Origin of the sequence: Pseudomonas sp. GL-B-12 (assembly GCF_019955895.1) — a bacterium.
In the GTDB taxonomy this organism is placed as follows: domain Bacteria; phylum Pseudomonadota; class Gammaproteobacteria; order Pseudomonadales; family Pseudomonadaceae; genus Aquipseudomonas.
In genome coordinates this window covers 65707-81811 of record NZ_JAHBCX010000009.1, presented here as the reverse complement: position 1 = coordinate 81811, position 16105 = coordinate 65707, and the positions used below count along the sequence as shown (strand labels likewise).

The 16105-nt window shown below is 58.1% G+C and carries 4 protein-coding genes; all 4 read right to left on the bottom strand.

The window, feature by feature from the left end; all coding sequences use genetic code 11:
- Positions 1 to 495: 495 nt before the first annotated feature.
- The 4 genes from KGA85_RS05440 to KGA85_RS05420 all read right to left on the bottom strand — a co-directional run bounded on the left by KGA85_RS05440 (position 496) and on the right by KGA85_RS05420 (position 16090).
- Positions 496 to 1131, bottom strand: coding sequence for a DUF2625 family protein (locus KGA85_RS05440; RefSeq protein WP_223458041.1), 636 nt, complete (start codon positions 1129 to 1131; stop codon positions 496 to 498).
- A gap of 419 nt (positions 1132 to 1550) precedes the next feature.
- Positions 1551 to 1898, bottom strand: a complete 348-nt coding sequence (locus KGA85_RS05430) for a transposase (RefSeq protein WP_263288973.1) — start codon at positions 1896 to 1898, stop codon at positions 1551 to 1553.
- A gap of 834 nt (positions 1899 to 2732) precedes the next feature.
- Positions 2733 to 3023, bottom strand: a complete 291-nt coding sequence (locus KGA85_RS05425) for a hypothetical protein (RefSeq protein WP_223458036.1) — start codon at positions 3021 to 3023, stop codon at positions 2733 to 2735.
- Positions 3020 to 16090, bottom strand: a complete 13071-nt coding sequence (locus KGA85_RS05420; protein ID WP_223542964.1) for a filamentous hemagglutinin N-terminal domain-containing protein — start codon at positions 16088 to 16090, stop codon at positions 3020 to 3022. The genes KGA85_RS05425 and KGA85_RS05420 overlap by 4 nt, the downstream gene beginning before the upstream one ends.
- Between the last annotated feature and the right edge of the window lie 15 nt (positions 16091 to 16105).

Here is a 16105-nt window from a genome sequence, read left to right as displayed (position 1 = left end):
GGTTGTCGGAAATAGCGGACAGATTTATTTAGTGGTCATCACACAAACCAAACAAATAAATCCATCCCCTTTTCTACATGACTTTTGCAAACAAATAAATCCGTCCCCTTTTCTCGTTGACCACCAGGCCGGTTTGCGTGTCGGTCAGCCTGACGAACTCATAGCTGCCGCCATCATGGCCGGGGTCGCGCCCCATGTATGAAGAAGCACCGAAAACGTGGTCTGTCCCCGTTTATCCCCCCTATCTATTTCACACTATTTCAGATCGTTAAAGTGCGATACAGAAAAACGTGGTCTGTCCCCGTTTTCTTTCAACGATCTGCGAACTCATGGTCAGCAGGTTGCCCGTGTAGCAGGACCAGCGACTAAAGGGAAGGAATAATCGGGCGACTAAATAAAAGTCGGAAAATCAAAAGCCAGATAAAACAACACCGGCACGAGGCCGGTGTCAGATCGAGTATGATTTTATATAAATCTGTTACCTGTTATAAAAAATTAGCTGTCAAGATTGAATCTAATCTGAGCACCGTCTGGCAGGTCTTTAATTTGACTGACTATATCAGCTCTAAATCTCATCCCCTCCACAGCATCAGCCAAGTACAAATTATCCAGCACAAACTCACCGCCCAGTACGAACGGCACCTTAGGTAACAAACGCTTCCCAGCAGGGAGCTGACCGTTCTGCTTTTGCCATTGATGCGCTAACGGATAGCCCGTAAGCACCTCATAATCACTGAGAAGCATTTGTGCCCAGCTTTCAATATCATCAGCCAAGTACTCTAACGAGCCTGTTTCTGGGTCAAAGGTATAGACCTTGCTATCTTTAATGCAGAACTGCCCACCAAAAACATCTTCAGCAAAAAAAAGGCAACCATCGGCCAGGCCTTTGTAGCCACTGCGCCACAGAGTACTCTCGTTCCAATCACAAATACCAATTTCGTGCTGACTAGAGTGTGTTGGAAATACATGCAAAGCACTTTCTAGAACATAAAAACCATTACGCTGACACAGCATTCCCAAAAGTTGATCAGCTAAAGTGCCTGCCAATCTACGCGTTTGCCCTAACATTTCCGGCTCATGCTCGCTCAAAGATGAACTTGCGTTCGATAACAATTTATCCAAGCTGGTCATATTCTAATCCACCACGTCTATTCGAACCTTCGTTCCGTTTGGCAACTCTCTACATTGAGCACCAATACAGGCACCTGCCCCACGGTTGTCGCTAGGGTTGATATGCCTTACAGAGGCCCCTTGACCACCTTCTTGGAACATTGCAGGTGGATACTCATCACGATCAAGGCCTGGTTTGGTTTCAATACCGCGCAAAGAATCACGCCTACGAAAAACGGGGACAGACCACGTTTTCCATCTAAAAAATCGAATACTTTTTCGGTCTACCCGGGCATCCCCGCCGAACTCGTCGCCCAATCATAGCTTCAATTTCGGCAGCAAATCGCGAACCACCAAGCACATAGTTGCCATTGGTGGCAGCCCGAATCTGGTCAACCAATCCTATCTCCAACTCGCTTCTAAAAAGCTCGCGATAGACATCAGCAGTCGATATATGTGTGCCCCCAAGCGATAGGTACTGAGCATGCGGGGGTAATGAGGTGCGAAAAATCTGATTGTGCGTTAGCACGATAACTCGACCAACGATATTCCGCAGGATGCGTCACCATTTTGGCTCTGACAGGATTCATCTCAATGTAGCGATAACAGGCCAATACATAACTATCACTTTGAACAAGGCACGAACGAAAGCGTCCCTCCCATAAAACTCCACTACGTCCATATGTACGATTTATGTATTGTACATATCGCTGCCCTATTCCTTTCATAAGCGAACTGGCACTGTTTTTCTCGTGAGGGCTAATCAACAAATGGACATGATTAGTCATAAGACACCACGCGTGTATTTCACACGCATTTTTTGTCGGCCTGCTCAGCAAGCAGTTCTAAATAAAAAAGGTAATCATCCTCTGAAAAAAAGCAAACTGATCTATTGTTTCCTCGTTGAATCAGATGCAAGGGAACACCTGGTATCAAGACACGTGCTCTGCGTGGCATATGGTGAATCCGTTCACAATTAATGATGCCAAAAGCTTAGTCAATCCTACGAAAAACAATCTCCCTATCTATTTCACACTATTTCAGATCGTTAAAGTGCGACACAGAAAAACGTGGTCTGTCCCCGTTTTCTCGCGACACAGAAAAACGTGGTCTGTCCCCGTTTTCTCTTTGTCCCCGTTTTCTCGTCCCCGTTTTCTCTTAAAGATGCATTTTTAAAGAGCATGTCGACGACAACAGCCGACGTTTCATAATCGTTAGCCCTACCGCACCGCCTGTTGCTTTTGCACCAACTCAATAACCGGATTTTTCTACACTGGCCCCCAATAACCGTGAAATGGATCTTCGGGAGAAACCAATCTCCATGTTTCATTTGACACTATGCATTTGAACCACTTTTCTTCAAATCCTGGCCCAGCATAGCTTTCCTGAACAGGAACCTGCTCTACCATCCCAGCTTGAACCTGCTCAGTGATCCAGGCAAAAAATCGCTCATACTCCTTCGGAGATGAAAATCCCTCTATAACTTCCCAGTTACACTCATTCATTGTCTTATCCAAGAAGTGTCAATTTTGAAATCTTTCGGAAATAACACCTGATTGCCACCACCAATTACGAGTCCTGCCTCTGCGAAGCCAAACCTTCTCAGGTCACTTCTTTAATAACTAAGTTTTAAGAAGGATAGAGTAATCCGGACCCAGTTCGTCCCTCAGGCTTTCAGCCAATCGCTCTCCTTCTAGCTTGAATTCACGCTCTAGCTCCTCACTCTTGAATCCAGAATTTGGCGGATAATCAGCATCAAGTGTTCCATCGTACATCGCAGCCCACTTTGATAGGCGCACCTGAAGCTCTTTAGAAATAGGAAGCTCGCTGGGAGCTATGTCCCTATACTCACCGGGGGACATATTCCATAGCGGGTGACACTGGTAGTCCGCCATCAACTTTATGCTTTTCACTTAATACTCCCCCTTGGATTTGCGCCGACGACAAAACCATTGTCTCCAACCGTCACAGCAATACGCTGCTGCTGACCATTAATAGTTAACTCATAGATTGGGCGTCCCGCTCCAGAGCCTTGATAACCAACGAGTTTACCCTCAGAAACTGCCTTCATCACCACGCTTGGAATTTGAGCCTCAGACACGCCCATCTGAGCGAATTGGCTACCATGCTCTTCGATGATGTGCTGCAATCCTGCTTTTGAGTTTCCAGTCTCTAGAAATACAACTTTCCCGTTAGAACTGCGAGTTGTCGCAACAACATTTTCTGGGGTGAATTTCACACCATTTGCTGTTAACTCATCGAGCAAAGAGGTGTTCACAGTGCCTTTGGCAAACCAAGAACCGGCCTTCCCCAGCACGGCTGCTAACCCTAAACCAGAGAGCTCTCCGGCCATGAATTCGCCCCACGCCTTGACGAATTCGTTCGCAGGTTGGACGCCCTCAAATCCCTGGCCTTGCGCGAGTGCTCTTGCAACCTGATCAACCTCTTCAACTGGTGCCCCTTGGTTTTGCATGTACTCCACAAGGGTAGTTGCCGCTTGCCCATATTCGGTTAAACCCGGAGGCAGGTGATCGCCAAAATTATACTGGGTGCCGTTCTGTGCGACCCATGCCCCGGTTCTCAGGCTGTGTTCGTCCGCGCCGCTTTGTGTGGACGCGGCAAGCAAACCGACCAGCTGCGAGCTCATGCTCAGGAGATTCGGATTGCCTTGAACCAGCTTATTGAGGTCTGCCACCAGCGCTTCATTAGCCCCGGCCGCCAAGGCGCCAGTCCTGAAATCGCCGCCGCTGACTTGAGCCAACAGACCACCGACCATGGCGTGAACCATGATCTTTTGCAGACTACCGTCAGCAGCTGGAACGTTATCTCCCACTGCATGGAAGCTCGCCGCCGCCAGGGTGTTGAACAACGTGCTTTGCAGGGCATCACCCAAGTCACCGCCCTGTCCCATGATTCTGCTTAGCGCCACCGATGTGCCGTTTTGCAAACCTTGGTTGGCCGCGAACTGACCAATCCCTTTCCAGGTACTGAGATTGGTGGTGACCTTGCCGGTAACCGGATCAGTAGTGGTACCGGTCCAGTTATCGAAGACGCCGGCGGTCAAACCTGCCGTGATACCGGAGATGGCATAGCCCTTGAGCGCGTCACTGGAGGTGACGTCCTTGAATACGGCACCCAGGTCGCCACGATTGTTGACCAGACTGGTAGAGGCATTGGTCGCCGCCCCGGCGGCAATCGCCGCACCTGCTCCGGCAACTACTGGACCCATTGAACTCAACGCAGTCAGGGCATATGGACCGACAAAAGCTGCCATGACAATAGCGATGGCAAGTTGTGCCCCTGCACCCAAGCCGGAGCTGCTGTAGTCGAAAGAGTCGTGCAGCTCCTTGACCATCTGCCAGTTTACGTCGCCACGGGCTTCGGCCTCCTTCAACCAAGCCAGATTCGGGTCGGCCTGGACCATGGCATCGATGGTCTGACTGACCGACTTCTGATCGATCTGCTTGAGGTCGATCTGCAGGCCGTCAGCGGCCTTTATCGCCAATTGGCCCTGATGTTCTAGGCTGCTCTGGCGCACCGTCTCATCGGTATTGCCCTTGCCAGAGGCGGAGTTCCAGGCCAAATCGCCTTTGCTCTTCTCGTGACTCTCCTGGTGCAGGTCCTTGACTGCTTCAAAGGTGATGCTGCTACCGCTGTCCAGCGTCAGGTCGTTGCCACTGTTGAGCTTGGCGCCCTGGTAACGTTGGTCACCGCCGCTGACCAGGGTCAGGTCGCCGCCGCTGGTGATTTCACTGCCGATGTTCTTCACATCGGTCACTTCGTCGCGTTTCGTCTTGCTGCTACCGCCGAAGCCGCCCTTCTTCTTCATGTCGTACAGCGAGTAATCGCTGTCCTGTGCGGCCAGCAACTCAAGATTGCCGCCCGCCACCAGGTAGGCTTCGTCGCCGGCACTGACCCGGCTGGACAGCAGGGTCAGGTCCTGCCCGGCGCTCAGGGCGACGTTGCCGCCGGCGCTGAGGCGGGTGCCGACCTGGCTGACGTGGTCCGTCTGTTTGGTGACATGATGGCTCGCGGAGTAGAAGTGCTCCTCATCCGCCGCCGAACTCAAGGTCAGGTTGTCCGTGGCCGCCATGGCAATGTTGCGTGTGGCGTCGATCTGGCTGGCGATGACGCTGATGTCACGCCCCGCATTGACCGAGAGGTCACGACCGGCGCTGACGGAGCCACTCATCTGGGTGATGTTTTGCTCGAGAAAGCTGCTGCCGCTCGCAAGCTTGTTTTCGGCCTGCGCGGAAACCAGGTTCACATCCCGACCGGCGTTGATCGTAGTGTCGCGGCCGCTCTGGAGCACCCCGCCGATGTTGTTGACGTCACGACCGGCCTTGATGGTCAGGTCGTTGGCGGCTTCGATGCGGGCGGCGCTATCGGCGTACGCGCGGCCGGTGCTGAATTCACCGTTGCTGGCTTGCGCGGCGGTCACGCTGCGCTCGTTGATCACGTCACCGTTGACGGCAGTCAGGGTGACGTCACGGCCCGCGATGATGCCGCCGGCCTTGTTGACGAGGTTGTTCCCCGCCAACAGGTCGAGGCGATTGCCGGCTTCGACCAGGCCGCTGTTGACCAGATCGTTACCCGCAGTGGCCGACAGGTTGTGGGTGGCGCGCAGAGTACCGGCGTTGTTCAGGTCGTGGCCGGCGATCAGGGTCACGTCGCTGCCCTGGATCAGCGCACCGTTGGCGGCCAGGCGGTTGTTGGCGTTGGCCAGATACAGCACCGGCACCAGCACCTGTTCGCCGTTCACCACGGCGTTTTCCATCCAGACGATGTCGTGGGTGAGTGCTGCGACCTGTTCGGCGGTGAGGGATACGCCAAGCGACAGATTCAACGTCTCCTTGCTGGCGATGGCGTTGTTCATCAGGTACTTGAACATGGCCTCGTCCGAGGTCAGGCCGTCGAGAAAACGTTGACCGGTACGGGCGACCACCGCTTGCTGAATCAGGCGTTGTTCATACAGGCCATCGCCGAGGCGCTTGGCGCTGTCGTCAGGATCGTAGCCGAGGTTGCCCAGCAGGTAGTCCGAGCTCATGAACTGCTTGAGGTCGGTGAGCACTGGATTGGTTTCGATCAGGTATTTTTGCGGTTCGGACTGACCGCTACTGCTGGGCAGGCCTTGCACCCGTGCAACGGTCTGGCTGGCTGCCGGGGTAATTTGCGCAATGGCAGGCGATGTCTGGCCGGGCAGCGGAGCGACGGCGACGGGTTTACCGGGCTGCGGAGCGACGGCGGCGGGCTGACCGGGCAACGGAGCGACGACACTGGACTGACCGGGCTGCGGAGCGACGGCGGCGGGATGACTGGATAGGTTCGCGCCGGTTATATCGCTGACCACGGTGGCAGCGGGCGCATCGGCGCTGTGCCCCGGCACGACGACGCTGCCGGCACCGCCATCGCTCGGCGCCGTAACATTGATCGACGATGCATTGCTGACAACGCCGACACCTTGACGGGCGTCCGCGACTACCTGACGGCTGGCGACCGAGGTCTGCGTGATATCGCTCAGTTGGATGTCGCGCACCTGAGCATCCGGCACTGCTTGGTCGCGTTGAGCCAAGGCGACACTGGCACCACCGAAGGTCCAGCTTTGTGGCGCAGCGTTGGCCTGAGTTGCCTGGGCACCGCTACCGCCATGCCCGCTCAGGCGGAACAGACCGTTTTGGCCGGTTGGCAGGTTGAAGCCCGGCAGTGTCAGGGGATTGACCTGCTGTTGGGCTAGGTTGGGCGGTAGTTGGGCGTTGAGGTTGACGATGGTCGGGGCGGTCTGCCCATTGAGCTGGGTCGAGCCGACGCGTGATGCACCGGAACCGTTGACCACCCCTTCGCGGATCACACTGTTGGTGAGATTTTGCGACGCGGTGATATTGACTGCACCACCCGCCTGCACGACCGCATTAGCGTAAGACGATGGGCTGTTGTAAGTCACCGTGGTGTCGAAGGGAATTGCGGACTGGATCGCGTCCGGTGCAGCGGTCCGCACACCGTCGCCGTAATGAGGAAGCGTAAAGTCGTACCATAGGGATCCAGCAGGCACGGTGATATATACCGAACCAAACCTAATGTAGGTTTCCAGGTTTTTGCCGTCAGGGTGAGGTGCTACCTGTATTACGGATTCAGCGCCGGAACTGTTCCAGAAATGGAGATTAGGCCTTGAGAAGGTCGGGTTGCTGCCGCCGACGTATCCCAATGATCCCGGATCGTAGGAAGGATCATTGGCAGCGTTGTAAGCCATGATCGAATTCCATAGATTCAAATCGGTAGTCTGTTGCCCGGCAGTAAGAGCAATAGATCGCCGCACGTTATAGTCGCCTACAGAAGCCCCTTGATTCGTAAAGGCCTGCAGGTTGAACGTGAGGTTGTTTCCTGCGCTGAGGGTCGACGCCTGATTGAGTAACACCCCGCCGGTTGCCAGAAAGTTACGCCCAGCCGTCATACTGGCCGAGGCTGAATCCTGAACAATCTGCGACTGGTAGTTTTCCACCCAGACCGCATAACTGTTTAAGCCCAACGGGGCAAGAGGATCGAGCGAAGAGCAGGTGTAGCATTGCACCCCGATCTCGCCAGAGACCAACCCGCCCGTGGTCTGGAATACGTCTTTGCGGTTCTCGATGGAGTTGGACGCCAGGCTCAGGTCGCCACCGCTCTCGATGGTCGCCGACACGTTGGAGATCGACGCACTCAATCCATTGTTGTCGTCCCTGGCAATGCTGACGTTGCCGAGGCCATAGACATCCGCGTAGCGGTTGGTGAAGTTATCAGTGTGCAGCGCCATGTCGCCGCCGCTGAAGATCAGGCCATTCTGGTTGAGGATAGTGGGGGCGTTGACGCGCAGGTTGGCACCACTGCCCAGGGTGCCCTGGTTGTTCAGGTAGGCGGCATTGACCGTCAGTGCCCCGACTGAAGTGAGGCGTCCGAGGTTGGTCAGGCTGCCACTGCTACCGACGGTTCCACTGGCGCCAGCCGTGATACTCGCCACAGAGGTAAGGTCGATCTGCGCAGCACTCAGACCAAGATTGCCGACACTGCTCACGCTGCCGTTGCCGCTATAGACACCGCCCAGGTTGAGGGCAAGACTGCCACCGCTGGCAATCAACCCGTCGTTGTACCAGTTGCCCCCGCTCCCCGTGAAACTGTCGGAGGCCAGGAGTTGGCCGCCGGCGGTTTGGCTGAAGTTGTTGACGTTGACGTTCAGGCGCCCGGCCTGAATGACGCTGCTGTTGGTCCAGGTGTCCGCGTTTAGAGTCAGGCCGCCACGGGTGATCAGGCTGCCGCCGGCGTTGACGACGTTGGCCATGGACAGGCCAAAAGTGCCGGTGCCGACATGCAACAGGGTGCCGCCAGTGTTAAGGAAGCTGCCGGCAGCAAGGGTCAGGTCGCTGTTGGCGCTTTCGACGGTGCCATTACGGTTATCGAACAGGCCATCGACATTGAATTGGGTCGCGCCACTGGTGCCGAGGGCACGTAGTTGGCCCGTCTGGTTATCGATACTCGCCGCGGTGATCGCCAGGGTACTGTCGCTTTCGATGATGCCCAGGCGGTTGTTCAGACCACCGCTCAGGGTCAGGTCGATCTGGCTGCCGGCGATCTGGCCGTCATTGCTGCCGCTGTTGTCGAAGTTGTTACCAGTGACACTGACTCGGCCTTGGGCGTAGAGGCCGCCGTTGCGGTTGTCGAAGTCAGCGGTATGAATGATCGTATCGCCGGCTTGCGCGGCGATACGCCCACCGTAGTTGTCGATGCCGGCCAGCGCGGTCAGGTCCAGGCGCTGGGCCTGGGTGACGCCGCCCTGGTTGTTGTTGCTTGGGTCGTAGCCGTTTTTCAGCACGCCGGTGAGGTGGGCGCTGAACGCGCCTTGCAGGCTGGCCAACACGCCGCCACGGTTGTCGAGGTTGCCGGCAATGATGGTCAGGTCGCCGCCTTGGGCGATGATGCGACCGCTATCGTTGTCGATGTCGCCGGTGAAGTTAAGGTTCAGCACGCCCTGGCTTTGCAGTGCGCCATGACTGTTGGCTAGACTCGCGGCTTGCAGTTGCACGCCACCATTCTTGCTGTAGATCAAGCCATCGGCGTTGTTCTGCACGGTGCCCGTTGCCGTGAGCGATAGTTGACCGTTGGCGGCCACGGTGCCGCGATTGCTGTTGTCGAGGCCGCCGGTGAGCAGGGTCAGCAGGGACTGGCTCGCCAGTTGCCCACCCCGGTTGTTGATTTGGCTCGCACCTTGAATCAGTAGCGGGCCGGCACTGGCGAGTTTGCCGTTGGTGTTGGTTAAAGCGCCGAGCAGATCGAGGCTGACCGTGCCATTGCCGATCAGGTTGCCGGCCGTGTTGTCCAAGGTGGTGCCGGTGAAGCTCAAGCCCTGTTGCGCGTTGATCGCACCCGTCGCGTTACCGAGGGTCATGGCTTGCATGACCAGGGCCGCACCACTGTCGATCAGGCCGTTCTGGCCGTTGTCCAGCAGGTCGCTGACGGTCAGGGTCTGGCCAGCGCCACTGGACAGGATGCCGCCGCTGTTATCGAGGCTGGAGGCGTTGACGCTGAGTGTATTCTGGCTGACCAGTGCACCGGCGCCACTGTTGAGCAAGGCGCCACTCAAGGTCACGCCGAGGTTGCCGCTGCGGCTGGAGAGCGTGCCGCCGTTGCGGTTGTCGAGGCTGGCGCCCGTTACGGAGAGGCCCTGCCAACCGGAGATCAGGCCGTTCTGGTTGAGCAGGCCGCCGGTGGCATCGAGGCTCAGCAGGTTGCTGCTGATCAGCTTGCCGCCGCTGTTGTCGAAGATGCGTCCGACCAGGGCAATGCTCTGAGTGCTGGAGACTTCACCACTGCGGTTGTTCAGATCGCGCAGGTTGCTGATGGTCAGCGGCCCTTTGGCTGTGATCAAACCGTTGTTGTTGCTCAGGTCTCCACCGCCCAGGTCAAGCGTGATACCGGCATCGCCCAGCAAGCGACCGCCGTTCTGGGTCAATGCACCAAGGTTCAGGCCGATAGCGCTTTTGGCCGACACTTCACCGCCATTGCTGGAGTCCAGGCTGTTGGCCGTCAGGCTCAATCCGCCCTGACTGTTGATCAAGCCATTGGCGCTATTGTCCAGGGCTGCCGCGTTGACCGTCAGCGCCGTGCCGCCGAGCAGTTGGCCGCCCTGGTTGTTGAGGTCGGCGGAAGCGACATTGAGCGCCTGCGCCGCGTTGATCAGGCCGTTACTCTGGTTACTCAGCAAACCATTGACGTCAAGTGCGAGGTTGCCTCGGCTGGTCAGGAGGCCGCCGCGGTTGTCCAGCGTGCCGGCGCGCGTATCAACACTGGCGCCCGCAATCATGCCGTTGACGTTGCTCAGCGCTTGATTGACGCGCAGGGTCAGGCCCTGGTTGCTCAGCAGTTTGCCGCCGCTGTTGTCGAAGTTTTGCGACGCCAGGGCAAAGGCTTGGACGCTGGAGATTTCCCCGCTCTGGTTAGCGACGCCGTTGAGGTTTTTCAGCAGCAGAACCGGCCCATTGATCAGACCGTTCTGGTTGTTCAACTGGCCGTTGTTCAAGTCGAGGGTCAAGGCACTGTTGCTGAACAAGGTACCGTTTTGCTGGTCCAGCCCCGTGACGCTGACGGTCAGTGCATCGCTACTGCCGATGCTGCCGCCTGCCTGGTTGGTCAGTTTTGCGGCGGTCACGTCGAGGCGACCGGCGCTGCTGACGCGGCCACTCTGGCTGTTGTCGAAGGCTCCGGTTTGAATCGAGACGGGGCCTTTGCCGCTGATCCGGCCCTGCTGCCGGTTGTCGAGGCTGGCACTGTGCAAGTCGAGGTTGGCATCGGTGACCAGTTGCCCGCCCTGATTGCTGATTGCCCCAACGCTATTGACGCTCAAGCTACCGGCGCTGGAAAAGCTGCCTGCCGTGTTGATCAGATTGCCCACGCGCGCGCCGAGCGAACCTTCACTGCTGAACAGACCGAGGCTGTTGTCCAGCGTAGCGCCGAGGTCAACGTCGATGCTCTGCTGGCTGAGCAAGGATCCGCGGGTGTTATCCAGCCCGGTGCCTGTCACGCTCAATCCGGTCTTGCCAAAGAGCAGGCCTTTGTTGCGGTTGATGATTTGATCGACTGTCAGCAGCAGGGTGTTCTGGGCAAGAATTTGTCCATTGTCGCTGTTATCCAGTTGCTGGCCGACCAGGGTCAGGTTGCCCTTGGTGGAGAGTTCACCACCACGGTTGTCGACGATGCCAACCTTGATATCCAGTGTGCCCGTCGCACCGACGATGCCGTTCAGGCGGTTGTCCAGGCGATCGCCGGTCAGGCTCAAATTACCTTGGGCAATCAGCTGTCCGCCCTGTTGTTGCAAGCTGCCAACGGTGGCGGTGAGGTCTTGTTTACCGGCGATCTGGCCGAGGCTGTTGTCCGTTGTGGTAGCGCTGAGCAGCAGATTGCCGTCGGCGATCAAGGTGCCGTTGTGGTTGGTGAAGCTGTTGTCAACGGCCAGTTTCAGGCCATCACGGCTGCTGATCAAACCGCCGCTGTTGTCCAGGCTGGCGCTGTGGGCGTTCAGCGCGGCAGCGGAAATGATGCCGTTGATGTTGCTCATCGCCTGCGCCAGTCGCAGCGTCAGCGCTTGATTGCTGAGCAGCTTGCCGCCGCTGTTGTCGAGTGTTTGAGCGTCAACAGTAAAGGCTTGGGCGCTGGAGATTTCGCCATTATTGTTGGCGACGCCATTGAGATTTTTCAGCAGCAACGCACCGGGGGCATTGATCAAGCCGCCCTGGTTGTTCAACTGGCCGTGGTTCAGATCGAGGCTCAACGCGGTGTTGCTGAACAGTTCACCACCCTGCTGATCGAGGCCGGTGACGTTGGCGTTCAGCACCATGGCACTGGCGATGCGACCAGCGTCTTGGTTGGTCACTTGGGCAGCGTTCAGGTCCAGGGGGTTGGCACTGGTCAGGCGACCGCCGTGGCTGTTGTCGAAAGCACCGGTGCTGACCCGAGTCGCGCCTTTGCCGGACAGTACACCGCTATTTCGGTTATCGAGACTGGCACTGTTGAGGGTCAGTCCGGCGTCGGTGGTGATCGAGCCACCCTGGTTGCTCAATATCCCGGTGGTGGTGACGTTCAAGGCACCGGCGCTGGACAGACTGCCCGCGCCGTTATTCAGGCTGGCGGCATTGACCGTCAAGGCGGCTTCGCTGCTGAGCAGGCCGGCAATGTTGTCCAGGTCGCCTGTGAGGTTGAGGCCGAGGCCGTTCTGGCTGGCCAGCGTGCCGCCGGCATTGTTCAGGCTAGCGCCGTTGAGGTTGAGTGTGTCGCCGAACAGTAACCCCTTGTTCTGGTTGATCAGTTTGGCGACGCTCAGGCCCAGTGCGGTGCCCGCCAGCACCTTGCCGCCGTCGCTGTTGTTCAGTTGTTGGCCAATGATGGCGACATCAACCTGACTGGAGATTTCACCCGCGCGGTTGTCGATGTCACCGACATTGAGTTTCAGCGCTTTTGTCGCCCCGACCAAACCACCCTGGCTGTTATCCAGTTTGGTGCCAGTCAGCGTCAGCGTGCCTTGGGCGACCAGTTCGCCGCCCTGCTGGGTCAACGCGTCGATGTTGACGTTCAGGTCGCTCTGGCTGGCGATGCGACCGGCATTGTTGAGCACGACGCCTGCTTGCAGCTGTACGAGGCCTATGGCGCTGAGCAGCCCGCTCTGGTTATCCAGACGCTGGCCGGTGAAGCCGATACCGGCCTTGCTGCTGAGCAGACCTTGCTGGCGGTTATCCAGTTGATCGATGTAGAGCTGCACGTCCTTGTCGGCACGAATGACACCGCCGCGATTGTCCGACGAGCCATTGCGCAAGGTCAGCAGATTTTTGCCTGAGATGCGACCACCGCGGTTATCCAGGCTCAGGCTTTGCAGGTTCATCACGCCCTTGGCCTGCACGCTGCCGCCGCTCTGGTTGTTCAGCAAGCCGCCAAGGCCGAGGTCGAGGTTACCGTCAGTCACGAGGCTGCCCGCCTGACTGTTATCCAGACTTGCGGCGCTGAGGCTCAGCCCTTGCCCGGCCCCCAAAGTACCGGCCTGGTTATCCACGGCGCCGCTGATCATCAGGCTCAGGCGTTGATCAGCCAGCACCTGACCGCCGCCATTGCCCAGGCTCATGGCTACAAGGGTGGTGTTTCCGGCGCTGGACAGTTCACCGTTCTGGTTGAGCAGCGCGCCAGCCAGTTGCAGGCTCAGGTCGGCATCGCTGCTGATGCTGCCGTTGCTGTTGTCCAGCCGAGCGGCGCGCGCATCCACACTCGCTGCCGAAATCAATCCTCTGACGTTGGTCAGTGTCTGATTGAGGCGCACGGTCAAACCCTGGTCGCTGAGCAACTTGCCGTCAGTGTTGTCGAGGCTTTGCGCCGTCAGGCTGAACGCCTTGGCACTGGAAATTTCACCGCCCTGGTTAGCGACGGCATTGAGGTTTTTCAGCAGCAGTTGACCCGGTGCCGTCAGCAAACCACCCTGGTTGTTCAACTGGCCATTGCTCAAGTCCAGGGTGACATCCGTGCTGCTGAACAATTGCCCGTCCGCGTGCTGATCGAGGCCGGTGACGGTTGCGGTCAACGCCATGGCGCTGGCGATGCGGCCAGCCACACTGTTATCCACTTGGCCGGCCGTGAGGCTGAGCGCGCCAGTGCTGGTCAGGCTCCCGCCTTGCTGATTGGTGAACGCACCGGTGTTGAGTACCACGCCGTTACCGACGATGCGGCCTTGCTGGCTGTTGTCGAGACTGCCGCTGTTCAAGGTCAGACCGGCGTTGGTCAGCAGGGCGCCGCCCTGGTTGGCAATCGCACCGCTGCTGGTCACGGTCAATCCGCCCACGCCAGATACGCTGCCCCCCTGGTTGCCGAGACTCGCCGCTTGGAGCGTGAGCGTGCCGTCGCCGCGCAGAGTGCCCTGCGCGTTGTTCAGTTGATTGGCCAGGATCAGGTTGAGATGGCGTTTCGCGTACAGGCTGCCCGCCCCGCTGTTATCCAGCTGCCCGGCGTTGAGCTGGACATCACGCTGTCCGGCGATCACGCCATTGAGCTGATTGTTCAAGCTGTCGAGGCTCAGTGCGATGTCGCCGTTGGTCAGGATCTGGCCGCTGCTGCTGTTGTCCGCCTGACTGGCGCTTAATGTCAGATCGCCGACACTCGACAGATGGCCGTTGCGGTTGTCCAGCGAATTGGCGGTGAGTTGCAGATTGCCGCCTGCGTTGATCAGCCCGAACTGATTGAGCAGTGCTCCGGCAATTCGGGCGGTGAGCGCACCGACACTGGTCAGCTTGCCTTGCTGATGGTTGTCCAACGTCCCAGCCACGTTCAGGCCCAACGTGCCTTGACTGACCAGCGAACCTTGCTGACTGTTGTCCAGTGCACCTGCGCTGATCTGCAGGTCCTGCTGGGCAAGAACACGCCCCCCCTGATTATTCATCTGGCCACTGGCGGTGATACTCAGGCTCTGCCCGGCGCCGATCAAACCGGCAACGTTATCCAGAGCCCCCACCTGCACGGTACTGACTGTCAGGCTGGACAGTTCACCGCCGCTGTTATCCAGATACCCGGCGTTGGCATTGAGGTTGCCAGTACTGGTGATCAGGCCGCCTTGGCTGTTCAACACCTGATTGGCGGTGACGCCCAGGCTGCCCTGGCTCAACACTCGACCTCTCTGACGGTTATCCAGGGTCGAGGTGGAGATTTGCGCGCTGCCTTGACCGTTCAGCGTCCCACCTTGGTTGGACAGGGTCTGTGCCACCGTGGCTTGCAGCGAACGGCTGGCGATCACGCTGCCACTGTTGGTGAGGTTCCGCGCAGCGAGGCTGACATCACCGCTGGTGTTGCGGCTGTTGTCGGCGTTGACGCCGGCTTCGATCACCGCCTGATTGCTCAGTTGCCCGTCGCTGGACAGGCTGATGCGGTCGCGGGCAGCGAGGTTTTGTTGTGTGTTGAGGTCTCCCGAGGTTGTGACTGCAAGGCTGGTGCCCGCATAAACCGGTCCCTGGGCATCGAGACTCGCGGCTGTGACGTTGACTGCACCAGCGGCAGCAGTCTGGGCCAGGCTCAGATGACCATTGGCATCGATCTGGATGTCACCGCCACTGGCGGCCAGATTACCGGCCAGCTTCACCCCGACCCCGGCCTCGGTGCCGACCAGTTTGATCGCCCCGGCGTACATGCCACCCAGCGCCGAACTGTCGATGGCCAATTGTGGTTTGGCGCTGCCGTCATCGGCGCGAACAGTAGCACTGAGCGTCTGGGCGTTGACGTCGTTGCGACCGGCCACAATCGTCAGGTTTTTTGCTTGAATCTTGGCGTTGATCTTCGCGCTGCGGGTGATGATTTCGAAGCTGTCGACGTTGTTGGCATTCAGCCCTGCGCCGTCGATGGAGACGCTGCCCTGATCCACCTGATAACGATCCACGCGCCCGTTATCCAGCACGGGTTTACCGGTGGTCAATGTCACGCGCGGGGTATTGATGAAGCCGCAGCCGTTGCAGCTGATTCCATAAGGGTTGGCGACAATGACCCGTGCCGATTGGCCGGCCACTTCGGTGTAACCGTTGAGTTGGCTCGGGCTGCCGCCGTTGACTTCGTTGAGGATGATCTGCGCGGCGACCCCATTGAAGTTCGGGTTGCCGACGATGATCCCGCCCAGTTGGGTGGATTGAGTACGCGCGGTGGCGTTGTTGAGAATGACGCCCTGGGTACCGACGTTGTAATCGTGAAACTGGTTATGTGACAGCCCGCTGCCATTGGGCGCGGTGATGTTGACGATCGGCACGCCGTTGCCCGCCTGACCGAGGCTGGTGCCCGGCGTGGCTACCACGATGCCGTCGGCCTGCGCCCACATCGGTTGCCAGAACATCACGTTCGCCAACAGGAACGCCAGACCGCGCTTGGGCATGCCGCAGAAGTGCTCGCGCGATCTCACTGCGGCAGAAGGCTGGCGGCTCAGGAAGGCGTATTGGCGGGCGTCCATGTCGAAGGTCTCGGT

Coding starts and splice junctions, on each gene's coding strand:
- KGA85_RS05430 (WP_263288973.1), bottom strand. CDS start 1,898: ATGACTAATCATGTCCATTTGTTGATTAGCCCTCACGAGAAAAACAGT.
- KGA85_RS05440 (WP_223458041.1), bottom strand. CDS start 1,131: ATGACCAGCTTGGATAAATTGTTATCGAACGCAAGTTCATCTTTGAGC.
- KGA85_RS05420 (WP_223542964.1), bottom strand. CDS start 16,090: ATGGACGCCCGCCAATACGCCTTCCTGAGCCGCCAGCCTTCTGCCGCA.